Origin of the sequence: Micromonospora sp. NPDC093243 (genome assembly GCF_044753725.1) — a bacterium.
In the GTDB taxonomy this organism is placed as follows: Bacteria; Actinomycetota; Actinomycetes; order Mycobacteriales; family Micromonosporaceae; genus Micromonospora.
The window spans coordinates 878,239-891,657 of record NZ_JBIVNT010000001.1 but is presented as its reverse complement, the minus strand read 5'-3'; the positions used below and the strand labels follow the sequence as shown (position 1 = coordinate 891,657).

At 73.2% G+C, this 13,419-nt stretch carries 11 protein-coding genes; 9 read left to right on the top strand and 2 right to left on the bottom strand.

Features of this window, described 5'->3' with window-relative positions; all coding sequences use genetic code 11:
• Positions 1 to 67 precede the first annotated feature (67 nt).
• The 9 genes from ACIP9D_RS04000 (at position 68) to ACIP9D_RS03960 (ending at position 11,438) form a co-directional block, all read left to right on the top strand.
• On the top strand, positions 68 to 1,486 hold the full coding sequence (locus ACIP9D_RS04000) for an MFS transporter (RefSeq protein ID WP_350870786.1): 1,419 nt from the start codon (positions 68 to 70) through the stop codon (positions 1,484 to 1,486).
• Positions 1,487 to 1,680: 194 nt separating this feature from the next.
• Positions 1,681 to 3,684: a molybdopterin oxidoreductase family protein gene (locus ACIP9D_RS03995; protein WP_400449332.1), complete on the top strand. Its 2,004-nt coding sequence runs from the start codon at positions 1,681 to 1,683 to the stop codon at positions 3,682 to 3,684.
• Complete coding sequence (locus ACIP9D_RS03990; protein WP_350870780.1) at positions 3,681 to 5,204, top strand: FAD-dependent oxidoreductase; 1,524 nt, start codon at positions 3,681 to 3,683, stop codon at positions 5,202 to 5,204. Before ACIP9D_RS03995 ends, ACIP9D_RS03990 begins: the two co-directional genes overlap by 4 nt.
• Positions 5,201 to 7,699: a nitrite reductase large subunit NirB gene (nirB, locus tag ACIP9D_RS03985; protein ID WP_350870777.1), complete on the top strand. Its 2,499-nt coding sequence runs from the start codon at positions 5,201 to 5,203 to the stop codon at positions 7,697 to 7,699. Before ACIP9D_RS03990 ends, nirB begins: the two co-directional genes overlap by 4 nt.
• Entirely contained in the window at positions 7,696 to 8,040 is a 345-nt protein-coding gene (nirD, locus tag ACIP9D_RS03980) for a nitrite reductase small subunit NirD (RefSeq protein ID WP_350870774.1), read from the top strand. The genes nirB and nirD overlap by 4 nt, the downstream gene beginning before the upstream one ends.
• A complete protein-coding gene (locus ACIP9D_RS03975; protein WP_350870772.1) occupies positions 8,040 to 9,215 on the top strand; it encodes a uroporphyrinogen-III synthase in 1,176 nt (391 codons plus the stop codon). Before nirD ends, ACIP9D_RS03975 begins: the two co-directional genes overlap by 1 nt.
• On the top strand, positions 9,212 to 10,045 hold the full coding sequence (locus ACIP9D_RS03970) for a sirohydrochlorin chelatase (RefSeq protein ID WP_350870769.1): 834 nt from the start codon (positions 9,212 to 9,214) through the stop codon (positions 10,043 to 10,045). Before ACIP9D_RS03975 ends, ACIP9D_RS03970 begins: the two co-directional genes overlap by 4 nt.
• Positions 9,967 to 10,452 carry a carboxymuconolactone decarboxylase family protein gene (locus ACIP9D_RS03965; protein WP_350870766.1) on the top strand — a complete coding sequence of 162 codons (486 nt, stop codon included), beginning with the start codon at positions 9,967 to 9,969 and terminating at the stop codon, positions 10,450 to 10,452. Before ACIP9D_RS03970 ends, ACIP9D_RS03965 begins: the two co-directional genes overlap by 79 nt.
• Before the next feature lie 152 nt (positions 10,453 to 10,604).
• Entirely contained in the window at positions 10,605 to 11,438 is an 834-nt protein-coding gene (locus ACIP9D_RS03960) for an SDR family NAD(P)-dependent oxidoreductase (protein ID WP_350870763.1), read from the top strand.
• A 23-nt stretch (positions 11,439 to 11,461) separates the two neighbouring features.
• Here the strand turns inward: ACIP9D_RS03960 and ACIP9D_RS03955 are convergent, their stop codons facing one another.
• Both ACIP9D_RS03955 and ACIP9D_RS03950 read right to left on the bottom strand, forming a co-directional pair.
• On the bottom strand, positions 11,462 to 12,238 hold the full coding sequence (locus ACIP9D_RS03955; RefSeq protein WP_350870761.1) for a TIGR03943 family putative permease subunit: 777 nt from the start codon (positions 12,236 to 12,238) through the stop codon (positions 11,462 to 11,464).
• The gene (locus ACIP9D_RS03950) at positions 12,235 to 13,305 is read right to left on the bottom strand and encodes a permease (RefSeq protein ID WP_350870760.1); all 1,071 of its coding nucleotides are present in this window, start codon (positions 13,303 to 13,305) and stop codon (positions 12,235 to 12,237) included. The genes ACIP9D_RS03955 and ACIP9D_RS03950 overlap by 4 nt, the downstream gene beginning before the upstream one ends.
• Positions 13,306 to 13,419: the final 114 nt, after the last annotated feature.

The window sequence follows — 13,419 nt, the reverse complement described above, 5'->3', positions numbered from 1 at the left end:
GGGTATTTCACGCGACCGGCACGGCCCAGGTCACCGGGTGGCAACGCCGCGGCTGGAAGTTACCGCCATGCATGCCACCCTGACCCCTGACGCCGCCCCCGACACGTTGGCGGCCCCGACCGGCGGTCGGGGCCGCTGGATCACGCACTGGGACCCGGAGGACGACACATTCTGGAACGGCGGTGGACGCCGGGTCGCTCGTCGCAACCTCGTCTACTCGATCTTCGTCGAGCACATCGGCTTCTCGATCTGGCTGCTCTGGAGCGCGGTCGCGGTCAGTCTCCCGGCCGCCGGCTTCCGGTTCACCGTCGATCAGCTCTTCTGGCTGGTCGCCCTGCCGAACCTGGTGGGCGCGGTGATGCGCATCCCGTACACCGTCGCGGTGGCACGCTTCGGCGGCCGGAACTGGACAGTGGTCTCCGCCGTCCTGCTGCTGGTGCCGATCACGCTGCTGGTCGCCTGCGTCGGCAACCCCGGCACGCCCTACTGGTGTTTCCTGGTCGCGGCGGCGACCGCCGGACTCGGTGGCGGGAACTTCGCCTCGTCGATGGCGAACATCTCGCACTTCTATCCGGAGCGGCGAAAGGGCTTCGCCCTGGGGGTCAACGCCGCCGGCGGCAACCTCGGGGTGGCCGTGGTGCAGTTCGCGGTGCCGCTGGTGATCACGGTGCCGCTGCTCGGCGCGGCCCAGGGCGACGGGGTGTGGTTGCAGAACGCCCCGCTGCTGTGGCTTCTGCCGGTGCTGGTCGTGGCGTGTTGCGCCTGGTTGTTCATGGACAACCTGAGTGTGGCCCGGGCCTCGGTGGCGGAGCATGCGGCGGTGCTGCGTAACCGGCACAGCTGGATCATGTCCGGGCTCTACATCGGAACGTTCGGCTCGTTCATCGGCTACTCGGCCGCCCTGCCGCTGCTCATCTCGTCGCAGTTCCCGCAGATGAAGGGGCTGCTCTACGCCGCGCTCGGCCCCCTGGTCGGCTCACTGGCCCGCCCGGTCGGTGGGTGGCTCGCCGACCGCCTCGGCGGCAGCCGGGTCACCGCGGTGACGTTCCTCGTCATGGCGCTGGGCGTCGGCGGCGTGCTGGTCAGTCTCAGCGCGCACCGCTTCGCCCCGTTCCTCGCCGCCTTCCTGTTGCTCTTCGTGGCCAGCGGTGTGGGCAACGGGTCGACGTACCGGATGATTCCGGCGATCTTTCGCAGCCAGGCGGTGGCGGGGGCGGGCGACGATCCGCGGGCCGTGGCCGAGGCGGCAGCGCGGGGACGTACGGACGCGGCGGCCGTGATCGGGCTCGCCTCGGCCGTCGGAGCGCTCGGCGGCTTCCTCATCCCGCGCGGCTTCGGCACGTCGATCGCGCAGACCGGGTCGGTCGACGCCGCCCTGCTGGTGTTCCTCGCCGGCTACGCGGCCTGCCTCGCCGTGACGTGGTGGTTCTACCTGCGCACGGTGCTGGTCAGGTTCTCCCCGAGCCTCGCCGAGGCGGCGGTCTGAACGCCGCGCCACCGCCGGCCGGAAGAACCGACCCGAGGGCCGCGGCTCACCTTCACCAAGGCTGGGAGACGGATGTGACATCGGATTTTCACGCCGGAAACGGCGGCTTGGCTGCGGGGAAACAGCCGGCGACGAGTCTCGCTGACGTGACGGCGACCGCCACCCACTGCCCGTACTGCGCCCTGCAGTGCGCGATGACGCTGACGCGTGTCGAGGGCGCGGTCGTCGTCGACGGCCGCGAATTCCCGACCAACGGCGGCGGCCTCTGCCAGAAGGGCTGGACCGCCGCCGAACTGCTCGACCACCCGCAGCGCCTGCTCACCCCGCTGCTGCGCGACGAGAGCGGGCAGCTGCGGCCGGCGAGCTGGGCGGCGGCCTACGACCGGATCATCACCGCGATCACCGCCATCCAGCGACGGCACGGCTGCGACGGCGTCGCCGTGTTCGGTGGCGGTGGGCTGACGAACGAGAAGGCGTACGCGCTCGGACGGTTCGCCCGGGTGGCGCTGGGCACCCGCATGATCGACTACAACGGCCGGTTCTGCATGTCCTCGGCGGCCGCCGCCGGGATGCGGGCGTTCGGCGTCGACCGGGGACTGCCGTTCCCGGTGAGTGACATCGCCACCGCGGACGCGGTGCTGCTGGTCGGGGCGAACCCGGCCGAGACGATGCCTCCGTTCGTCCGCCACCTGGACCCGGCGCGGCTGATCGTGGTCGATCCGCGCGCCACCCCGACGGCCCGCCGGGCCGCCCGGCACCTGCAACCCACTCCCGGCACCGACCTGGCGCTCGCCAACGGGCTGCTGCACATCGCTGTCACCGAGGGACTCGTCGACCGGGCGTACGTCGCGGCGCGTACCACCGGTTTCGCGCAGGTCCGCAAGAGCGTCGCCGGTTACTGGCCGGCCCGGGTCGAGCGGCTCACCGGGGTGCCGATCGCCGACCTGTACGCGACCGTGCGGCAGCTCGCCGCAGCGTCGACCGCGATCGTGCTCACCGCCCGCGGCGCCGAGCAGCACGCCAAGGGCACCGACACGGTGTCCGCGTTCGTCAACCTGGCCCTCGCCCTGGGCCTGCCCGGCCGGCCCGGTTCCGGGTACGGCTGCCTGACCGGCCAGGGCAACGGGCAGGGCGGGCGCGAGCACGGGCAGAAGGCCGACCAGTTGCCCGGCTACCGCCGGATCGACGACCCGGCGGCGCGGGCGCACGTGGCCGCCGTGTGGGGCGTCGACCCGGCCAGCATTCCCGGGCCGGGGCCCTCGGCATACGAACTGCTCACCTCCCTCGGCGCCGAGGGAGGGCCGAGGGGACTCCTGGTCTTCGGGTCCAACCCGGTGATCTCCGCGCCCCGCGCGGCGGACGTGGAGCGGCGGCTGCGGAAGCTGGAGCTGCTGGTCGTGGCCGACGTGGTGCGTTCCGAGACCGCGCAGCTGGCCGACGTGGTGCTGCCGGTCGCGCAGTGGGCCGAGGAGGACGGCACGATGACCAACCTGGAGGGGCGGGTGATCCGCCGCCGCCGGCTGTCGGGCCCGCCGCCCGGCGTGCGCACCGACCTCAGCGTGCTGGCCGAGCTGTCCGGGCGACTCGGTGCGCCGACCGGCGACGACCCGCAGACCGTCTTCGACGAGCTGCGCCGCGCCAGCGCAGGCGGGATCGCCGACTACTCCGGGATCAGCTACCCGCGTATCGACGCCGAGGATGGGATCTTCTGGCCGTGTCCGGGCCCGGACCACCCGGGAACGCCGCGGCTCTTCCTGGACCGTTTCGGCACCCCGGACGGGCGGGCCCGGTTCGTCGCGGTCGAGCACCGGCCGGCGGCGGAGGAGCCGGACGAGTCGTATCCGCTGTACCTGACGACCGGCCGCGTACTGACCCAGTACCAGTCGGGCGCGCAGACCCGCCGGATCGCGAAGCTGCCCGGCCGGCCCTTCGTGGAGCTGCACCCGGACCTGGCGGGGCGCCTCGGGGTGGCCGAGGGGGAGCCCGTGGTGGTGACGACCCGGCGGGGGAGCGCCACCGCGGCGGCCCGGTTGAGCGAGGCGATCCGCCCGGACACCGTGTTCATGCCGTTCCACTATCCCGGCGCAGCGCGCGCCAACACGCTGACCAGCACGGCGTTGGATCCGATCTCCCGGATGCCGGAGTTCAAGGTGTGCGCCGCACGAGTCGCCGCCGCGACCGGTGAGGGGCTCTCGTGAGGGTGGTCATCGCCGGCTACGGGATGGCCGGGGCCCGTCTCGCCGCCGAGCTGCGGGCCCGCAGCGTCGACGTGAAGGTCACCGCCTTCGGCGCGGAGGCGCATCCGGCGTACAACCGGATCCTGCTGTCGGCGCTGCTGGCCGGCAAGGTCGGCGAGGACGACCTGCCGCTGGTCGAGCCGCCCGGTGGTGTGGACGTCCGGCTGGGGGCCGCGGTCACCGCCATCGACCGGACCCGCCGCGTGGTCCGCACCATTGACGACGAGCACGAGTACGACGCCCTGGTGCTGGCGACCGGCGCCCGCCCGGTGCTGCCGCCGCTCGCCGGGCTGACCCGCGAGGACGGGACGCTGGCGGACGGGGTGTCGCTGTTCCGCACCCTCGACGACTGCCGACGCATCACGACGGACGCCCGCGGGGGTGCCACGGCGGTGGTGCTCGGCGGTGGCCTGCTCGGCATCGAGGCCGCCCGAGGGCTGGCCGACCGTGGGCTGCGGGTGACCGTGGCGCACGCCGGCACCCATCTGTTGGAGCGCCAGCTCGACCCGGAAGCCGGCGACGTGCTCTGTCGGACCCTCGCCGAGGTCAAGGTGCGGGTACGCCTCGGCGTGCGGGCCGTCCAGTGGACCGGCGACGGTCTGCGCCTGGCCGACGGGACCGTTCTCCCCGCCGACCTGCTGGTGGTGGCCTGCGGCGTACGCCCGGACACCGGGCTCGCCGAGGCCGCCGGGCTCGCGGTCAACGTGGGGGTGCTGGTCGACGACGCCCTGCGCACCAGTGATCCGCGGGTCTTCGCCATCGGTGACTGCGTCGAGCACCAGGGCACCGTCTACGGTCTGGTCGCCCCGGCCTGGGAGCAGGCCGCCACGGTCGCCGACCGGCTCACCGGTGGCGCGGCGGCCTACCGGGGATCCCGCCCGGTGACCCGGCTCAAGGCCGCCGGCATCGACCTGGCCGCGATGGGCTCGCTGGCCGCCGGACCGGACGCCGAGACGATCTGCTTCGCCGACCCGGCCCGGGGCACGTACGCCAAGGTGGTGGTCCGGGACGGCCGGCTCACCGGTGCGGTGCTGCTCGGCGACAACCCGACCGTCGGCACGCTGGTGCAGCTCTTCGACCGCAACGGCGAGGTGCCCGTGGACCGGCGTTCCCTGCTGCTCGGCCGGGCGCTCGGGGCGGCCCCGGCACCTGTCGAATCCCCGGCGTTCATGCCGGACCAGGCGGTGGTGTGCCGCTGCAACAGCGTGTCCAAGGCGGCGATCACGGCGTGCTGGCGTGGCGGAGCCCGCCGCCTCGCCGACGTGGTGGCCGGAACCCGGGCCACCACCGGCTGCGGCAGTTGCGCCGACGCGGTGCGGGGACTCGTGGACTGGCTGGCGAGCGTGGATCCGGTCGGGGCCGCCGCGGAGCCGGCGCTGCTCGGGACGACCCCGGCGCCGGCCGCGACCGCGCCGGCCCTCTCAGGGTCGGCTCCGGCCGGGGTGGCTCCGGCGGATGTGACCGAGGAGGTAGCGGTATGAGGCTCGTCGTCATCGGTAACGGCATGGTCGGTCAGCGGTTCGTCGAGGCCCTGGTGGCGCGCGACGCCGGCCGGCGATGGTCGGTGACGGTCCTCGGCGAGGAACGTCGACCGGCCTACGACCGGGTGCGGCTGTCGGCGTACTTCGAGGGGGCCACCGCCGAGGAGTTGACGCTCGCGCCGACGGGGGTGCCGGCCGGGGTGCGGTTCCGGCGTGGCGAGCCCGCCCTCGAGGTGGACCGGGCGGCGCGGGTGGTGCACACCGCGACCGGCGCGTACCCGTACGACGTGCTGGTCCTCGCCACCGGGTCGCGGCCGTTCGTGCCACCGGTGCCGGGCGCGCAGGGGCCCGGGCGTTTCGTCTACCGCACGCTTGACGACCTGGAGGCGTTGCGCGACTACGCCGGCGCCCGCGGCAGCGGAGTGGTCGTCGGCGGTGGACTGCTCGGCCTCGAAGCGGCGAACGCGCTGCGGCTGCTGCGACTGCGGACCTCCATCGTGGAGTTCGCGCCGCACCTGATGCCCATGCAGGTCGACCAGGCCGGCGGTGCGATGCTGCGGCGGCGCATCGAGGAACTGGGCATCGCCGTGCACTGCGGCACCGCCGTGACCGGCATCGCCGACGCCGGCGACGGGCTGCGGTTGAGCACCGCCGCGGACCTCACCCTGGACACCGACCTGGTGGTGTTCGCCGCCGGGGTGCGTCCCCGCGACGAACTGGCGCGGGCCGCGGGCCTGCCGGTCGGCGAACGCGGCGGGATAGTGGTCGACGCGGCCTGCCGCACCGCCGACGAGCGGATCTACGCGATCGGGGAGTGCGCCTCGATCGACCTCACCCGCGACTGGACCGCCGCGCACGCCGAGTCGGAGGGCGGACGCTGCTACGGCCTGGTCGCCCCCGGCTACGCGATGGCCGACGTGGTCGCCGACCAGCTGCTCGACGGCGACACGGTGTTCCCGGGCGCGGACACCGCCACCAAGCTCAAGCTGCTCGGCGTGGACGTGGCCAGCTTCGGCGCCACCACCGGCCCGCTCGACGTGGTCTACGCCGATCCCGCCCACGGCCTCTACGCCAAGCTGGTCCTCACCGACGACGCCCGGACCCTGCTCGGCGGGGTGCTGGTCGGCGACGCGTCGGCGTACCCCGCGTTGCGGGCGGCGGTCGGCGGGCCGGCACCCGGCAGGCTCGCCGACTTCCTCGCCACCGGCGCCCCGGATCTGCCCCTGCCCGCGAACGCGCAGGTGTGCAGCTGCAACGCGGTGACCAAGGATCAGATCGTGGCGGCGATCGGCGACGGCTGCGCCGACGTCCCGAGCCTCAAGGCGTGTACGCGCGCCGGCACGACCTGTGGCTCCTGTGTGCCCCTGCTCAAGTCGCTGCTCGCCGAGAGCGGGGTGGCCCAGTCCACCGCGCTGTGCGAGCACTTCACGCACTCCCGGCAGGAGCTGTTCGACCTGGTCCGCATACGCGGCATCACCACCTTCTCCGCGCTGATCGGCCGGTACGGCACCGGCCGGGGCTGCGACATCTGCAAACCGGTCGTCGCCTCGATCCTCGCCTCGCTCGGCACCGGCCACATTCTCGACGGGGAGCAGGCGGCCCTGCAGGACACCAACGACCACTTCCTGGCCAACCTGCAACGCGACGGCACGTACTCGGTGGTGCCGCGGATACCGGGCGGTGAGATCACCCCGGAGAAACTGATCGTCATCGGCGAGGTGGCCCGCGACTTCGGTCTCTACACGAAGATCACCGGCGGGCAGCGGGTCGACCTGTTCGGGGCGCGGGTGGAGCAGCTTCCCGCGATCTGGCGTCGCCTCGTCGACGCCGGCTTCGAGTCCGGGCACGCGTACGGCAAGGCACTGCGGACGGTGAAGTCCTGTGTCGGGTCCACCTGGTGCCGCTACGGCGTGCAGGACTCCGTCGGCCTCGCGATCGCGCTGGAGTTGCGCTATCGCGGGCTGCGCGCCCCGCACAAGATCAAAGCCGCGGTGTCGGGTTGCGCGCGGGAGTGCGCGGAGGCCCGTAGCAAGGACTTCGGGATCATCGCCACCGAGAGCGGCTGGAACCTCTACGTCGGCGGCAACGGCGGCTTCCGACCCCGGCACGCCGACCTGTTCCGCTCTGACCTCGGCACCGAGGAGTTGGTCCGCACCATCGACCGTTTCCTCATGTTCTACATCCGCACCGCCGACCGGCTCCAACGCACCGCCGCCTGGTTGGAAGCCCTCGACGGCGGACTGGAGCACCTGCGCGCGGTCATCGTCGACGACAGCCTCGGCCTCTGCGCCGACCTCGACGCGGCGATGGCCCGGCACACCGCCTCCTACGTGGACGAGTGGCGTGCCGTGCTCGACGACCCGGAGAAGCTGCGCCGCTTCGTCTCCTTCGTCAACGACCCCGCGGCGCCGGACCCTGCGATCTCGTTCGCCGTCGAACGCGACCAGCCCGTGCCGTCGAGAACCCAGGTGAGGCTGACGGAGGTGATCCGATGACCACGACGACGGCCGTTACCCGCTGGAGCCGGGTGTGCCGCCTGACCGACCTGCTCCCGGAACGAGGCGCCGCCGCGCTCGTCGGCGAGGTCCAGATCGCCGTCTTCCGGCTGTACGACGGGACGGTCCGGGCGACCGGCAACCACGAACCACTCTGCGCGGCCAACGTGCTCTCCCGGGGCATCGTCGGCACCCGGGGCGGTAGGGACATCGTGGTGTCACCGATGCACAAGCAGGCGTACGACCTGGAGACCGGGGCGTGCCTGGACGTGCCGGGAGTGGTCGTGCCGGTCTATCCCGCCCGTGTCCGCGACGGCCTGGTCGAAGTGGCGGTGCCCTGATGGCCACCGGGGCGTCCCCGGTCGCCGCCTCGCCGGCCGGCGGCACACCGTCGTCGCCGGCCGCCGCCCGGGCGGGGGAGGGTGACATCCCGCCGCTGGCCGGCTTCACCGTGGCGGTCACCGCCGAGCGACGCCGCGACGAACTCGTCGCCCTGCTGCGACGGCGCGGCGCACGGGTGGTGACCGCGCCCGCCATCACGATCGTGCCGCTGCTGGACGACGAGGCCCTGCACAGCGCCACTCTCGCCTGCGTCGGACGCGCCCCGGACGTCGTCATCGCCACCACCGGCATCGGCTTCCGCGGCTGGCTCGAGGCCGCCGAAGGGTGGGGCGTCGGCGACCCGCTGCGCACCCGCCTGCGTCAGGCCCGACTGCTCGCCCGCGGCGCGAAACCGTGCGGCGCGATCCGCGCCGCCGGGCTCAGCGAGGAGTGGTCGGCGCCGACCGAGTCGTGTGACGAGATCCTGCGCCGCCTCCTGGACGAGGGCGTCGCCGGCCGGCGCATCGCGGTCCAACTGCACGGCGGCCCCCAGGCCGACTTCGTCGCGGCGCTCCGGGCCGGCGGAGCCGAGGTGATCGAGGTGCCCGTCTACCGGTGGCGGGCACCCGACGACACCGCCCCCGTGCGCCGGCTGGTCGACCTGATCCTCACCGGGCAGGTCGACGCCGCCACGTTCACCAGCGCCCCGGCGGTGCTCACCCTCCTCGACGCGGCCGGTCCCAACACGCCACGACTGCTACGACTCTTCTCCGAGCGGGTCGTGGCCGCCTGCGTCGGCCCGGTCACCGCGGCCCCGCTGCGCGAGCACGGGGTGCCGGTGCTCGTGCCCGAACGGGCCCGACTCGGCGCGCTCGTGAAGGCGGTGACCGACGAGCTGCCGCGTCGGGCCCGGCGCATCTGCGTCGCCGGCACCGTGATCGAACTACGCGGCCACGCCGTCGTTCTCCACGGCGAGCTGCGTCCCCTCGCTCCGGCGTCGATGGCGATCCTGACCAGCCTCGCCGCCCGGCCCGGTGCCGTGCTCTCCCGCGCCCAGCTCTCCGCCGCTCTGCCCCTGAACGAGGGCAGCCACGCCGTCAACCAGGCCGTCGCCCGCCTGCGCGCCGCGCTCGGCGACACCCGCTACATCGAAACGGTGGTCAAGCGCGGCTTCCGCCTCCGGGTCGACCCGTGAGCGCACCGGCACTGGTCCTCGTGGCCCACGGCACCCGCTCACCGGCCGGCCAGGCCCAGATCCGCGGCCTCACCCGGACGGTCGCCGAGCACGCGCCGGAGCTGGACCTGCACCTGTCCTACCTGGACGTGCAGCGGCCCCGGCTCGCCGAGGTCGCGCCCCGGTTGGATCGACCCGCCGTCGTGGTGCCCCTGCTGCTCAGCGCCGGCTACCACGTTCGCGTCGACATTCCGAACGCCACCGCCGGCCGGGACATCACCGTGACCCCACCGCTCGGCCCCGACCCGGAGCTGGTCGACGTCCTCACCGGGCGGATCGCCGCCGCCGGGCCGGCGGACGCCGTCGTGCTCGCCGCGGCCGGCTCCAGCGACGCCCGATCCCGCGCCGACGTCGCCTCGGTCGCCGGGGCGCTGTCGACGCCCGCCCGGGTCGGGTACGCCTCGACGAGCACTCCGCGCGTGTCCGAGGTCATCGCCGAGCTGCGGGCCGAGGGCGCCCGACGGGTCGTGGTCGCCGCGTACCTGCTCGGCGACGGGATCTTCCACCGTTCACTGCGCCGCGCCGGGGCGGACGCCGTCACCGCCCCGCTCGTCACCAGCCTGGCGATCGCTCGGCTGGTGCTGGACCGGTACGCCGCGGCGGTGGCGGGGAGGAGCGATGTGGCGCGCGTCATGTGGTCGCACCGTCACAGGGATCCGGTCGCCGGCATCTCATGTTCGTCCAGCGCAACGCCACGGGAGAGGACGAAGGCATGGATGCCCGATTCGACATGTTCGGCAACGAGGTCGCCGTCAGGTTCGCCAAGCGGTTCGCCAACGCCGGCCTGGTGATCCACCAGTCCACGCTGCCGAAATCCACGCAGGAGCTGGTGTCGCTGCGCGCCAGCCAGATCAACGGCTGCGGCTGGTGCGTCGACATGCACACCAAGGAGGCCGCAGCCGCCGGTGAGACCTCGGTCCGGCTCCACCTGGTCGCCACCTGGCGCGAGTCCACCGTGTTCACCGAGGCCGAGCGGGCCGCGCTCGCGCTCGCCGAGGAGGGCACCCGGCTCGCCGACGCCCACCACGGCGTGTCCGACGAGACGTGGGCCCGGGTGCGCGCGCACTACGACGACGACCAGATCGCCGCGCTGGTCGCCCTGGTCGCCCTGATCAACGCAGCGAACCGACTCGCCGTCATCGTGCACCAGCAGGGAGGTTCCTACCAGCCCGGCATGTTCGCCGCCGCGTTCAACTGATCGGCAGACGGACGTCAGGCCCGGCCCGGGATCACGCGATCCGGGCCGGGCCACCGATCCGCGAGGCGCGGGCCGAATCAGCCCGCATCGGGGCGCCGCTCGCCCGATGATGGCAGGACGGACGTCGCACGGTGAGCGGAGGGCGATCAAGGATGGGCGACCAGACACCCGGAACGGTCGTGCTCACCGGCGGGACCAGTGGGATCGGTGCGGCGGCGGCCCAGCGCCTCGCCGCATCGGCCCGACGCCTGATCGTCCACGGGCCGCAGCCCCACTCGGCGGTGCTGCCGCTGCTGGACCAGCTTCGCAGTGCCGGCCGGGCCGAGGTGGTCTACGCACCGGCCGATTTCGACCGACTCGACGACGTCGTGGCCCTGGCCCGGCAGGTGGCGAACCTTACCGACCAGGTCGACGTGCTGATCAACAACGCGGGCCGTCCGGGTTCCGAGCGCCGCCAGGGCAGCGCGGACGGCTACGAGGCGACGCTGCAGACCAACTACCTGGCGGCCGTTCTGCTCACCGAACGCCTCCTGCCGCTCATCCCCCCGACGGGCCGGGTGGTGCACGTGTCGTCCGCGACCCACCTCTCCGCCCACCTGGACCTGGACGACCTGCAGTTCGAGCGCGGCTACCAGCCGGCTGCGGCGTACGCGCGTTCCAAGCTCGCGCTGGTCGCCCACGCCGTCCGGCAGTCCCGGCACTACCGGCCCGGGATCGTCAGCGTCCACCCGGGAGTCGTCGAGACCCGGCTGCTGCACGCGATGTTCGCGGTCCAGGGTGAGAACGCGGCCTACGGGGCTGCCAACGTCATCCACGCCGCTCAGGACCCGAGCGTGCCCAGCGGGGCCTACCTCGACGAGAGTCGGGTCGCCGAACCGGCCGGGCAGGTCCGGAAGGCGAGCTTCCGGGACCACCTCCACCAGCGCACCATGGCCCTGCTCGGCCCCTGGCTCGACGACCCGTCGGCTCGACCCGACCCCGCGTGAACCGGCGCGTACCGCAACGGCGTCTATTCGTACGGATCCGCCGGCACCGGCACCTCTCGCCACGACTCGACCTCGATATAGGGGATCTCCTCGTCGTTGATCGGGTCGCGCCCGCGCCGGTCGCTGTAGCGGCCGATGACCTGAACCCAGGTGTCGCTGGCGAGGCCGGTGGGGGCGTCGCCGGCCATGCCGATTTTGACGGGTCGGCCGTCGGCGGCACAGCAGGAGAGGATCATCCGGGCAAGGATGGGCTGCCCCTCGGGCCCGGGCGTGATGAAACCGGTGAGTGCGATCCGGCGGTCGCCGATCGACTCGCCCTTGTCCCACAGCGCCCGGGCGGCATAGTCGAAGAGGCTGGTCTTCGCCGGGTCGCCGGCGGGCAGCGGCGGATACTCGTACTCCTCCTCCGACGTCAGGGCGGTGCCGGCCTGGCCTGCGGCATACGAGCCGAGGGCGGGCGGGACGACCATGAGGAGCCCGACGACCGGCAGGATCAGCAGCCAGGCCACCCGCGGCTCGTGATGGGCGTGGTGAGCGTGGCCGTGCTCGTCGGTCGCCGGTGCGGCGTCTGCCTCGTCCGGCTGGTCGGCGGCGGGTCCGTCCGGCTGTGGCACAGCGAAGGCGGGCCGGAGTTCGTACCAGAGGGTCATCGCGGCGGCGGCGATCAGCACGAGGCTCGCGGCGATGAGGAAGGGGCGCAACTCCTCCTTGACGTAGCGCAGGTAGAGGTCCGTGACGGTGGCCCGCAGCACGGCGCCGCCGAGGAGGATCATGACGCAGGCTTGGGCTTGGCGGTTCACAGCAGCACCATCCCGGTCACGACGGCGACGGCGACCGCGACCGCGAAGGTCGCCGGCGCGAAGCGGGCGGCGAACCGCCGGCCGAAGATCCCGGCCTGCATGGAGATCAGTTTGAGGTCGACCATGGGACCAACCACCAGGAACGCGAGTCGGGAGGTGAGCGAGAACTGTGACAGTGAGGCGGCGACGAACGCGTCCGCCTCGGAGCAGATGGACAGCAGCACGGCGAGCGACGCCAGGGCGAGAACCGAGAGAACCGGTTGGTCGGCGAGAGTCTGCAGCCACCGCTCGGGTACCAGGACATTGATGCTGGCCGCAGCCGCCGCGCCGATCACCAGGAACCCGCCGGCATGGACCACGTCGTGGCGCACGGCGGACCAGAATGCCTCGCCGCGTGGAAGTCGGTCGAGGTCGGGCCGGTGCGGCAGCCGGATCCAGTCGGCGCGACCCAGGCGCAGCCAGAGCCAGCCCATCACCATGGCGACGATCAGGCTGGCGACGGCACGGCCGACCACCATTTCGGGATTGTTCGGGAACGCGACCGCGGTCGCGGCGAGCACGATCGGGTTGATCGCCGGTGCGGCGAGAAGGAAGGCCAGGGCGGCCGCAGGGGTGACGCCGCGACGGATCAGGGAGCCGGCGATCGGCACGGCACCGCATTCGCAACCCGGAAGAACGACGCCCGCTGCGCTGGCCACGGGGACCGCGAGGGCAGGATGCCGGGGAAGGGCGCGGGCCCAGAAGGAACGCGGCACGAAGACCGCGATCACCGCCGAGAGCAGGACGCCGAAGACCAGGAACGGTACGGCCTGCACCATCACGGAGACGAACACCGTCGTCCAGGTGGCGAGGGCCGGCCTGGAGAGCAGATCGGTCAGCGGTCCGTTCAGGGCGAGCAGGAGGACGAGCAGCGTCGTGAAGATCTCGACGGAGCCGATCCGGGTGGGAATCAGGGACCGCAGCCCGTCGCCGCGGCCGTCCGCCGGTGGGTGGGGTCGGTCGGCCACCGCCTGCGACGGTCCGGTCTGCTCCTCGCCCGCTGGGGCGACGTGCTCGGGCGCGGTCAACGCAGCTCCCTTCCGCTGCTGGACGTTCATGCCGATTCTCGAAGCGGGGCCAGCAGGAGGGTCGGGTAGCTGGCGCGGGCCGAGGCGTCAGAAGTAGACGCTGGGGCCCGTCCC

What these genes read in the sequence shown, in the direction of transcription:
- nirB (WP_350870777.1), top strand. Translation starts at nt 5,201, where the DNA reads ATGAGGCTCGTCGTCATCGGTAACGGCATGGTCGGTCAGCGGTTCGTC.
- ACIP9D_RS03995 (WP_400449332.1), top strand. Translation starts at nt 1,681, where the DNA reads ATGACGCTGACGCGTGTCGAGGGCGCGGTCGTCGTCGACGGCCGCGAA.
- ACIP9D_RS04000 (WP_350870786.1), top strand. Translation starts at nt 68, where the DNA reads ATGCATGCCACCCTGACCCCTGACGCCGCCCCCGACACGTTGGCGGCC.
- nirD (WP_350870774.1), top strand. Translation starts at nt 7,696, where the DNA reads ATGACCACGACGACGGCCGTTACCCGCTGGAGCCGGGTGTGCCGCCTG.
- ACIP9D_RS03965 (WP_350870766.1), top strand. Translation starts at nt 9,967, where the DNA reads ATGGATGCCCGATTCGACATGTTCGGCAACGAGGTCGCCGTCAGGTTC.
- ACIP9D_RS03975 (WP_350870772.1), top strand. Translation starts at nt 8,040, where the DNA reads ATGGCCACCGGGGCGTCCCCGGTCGCCGCCTCGCCGGCCGGCGGCACA.
- ACIP9D_RS03960 (WP_350870763.1), top strand. Translation starts at nt 10,605, where the DNA reads ATGGGCGACCAGACACCCGGAACGGTCGTGCTCACCGGCGGGACCAGT.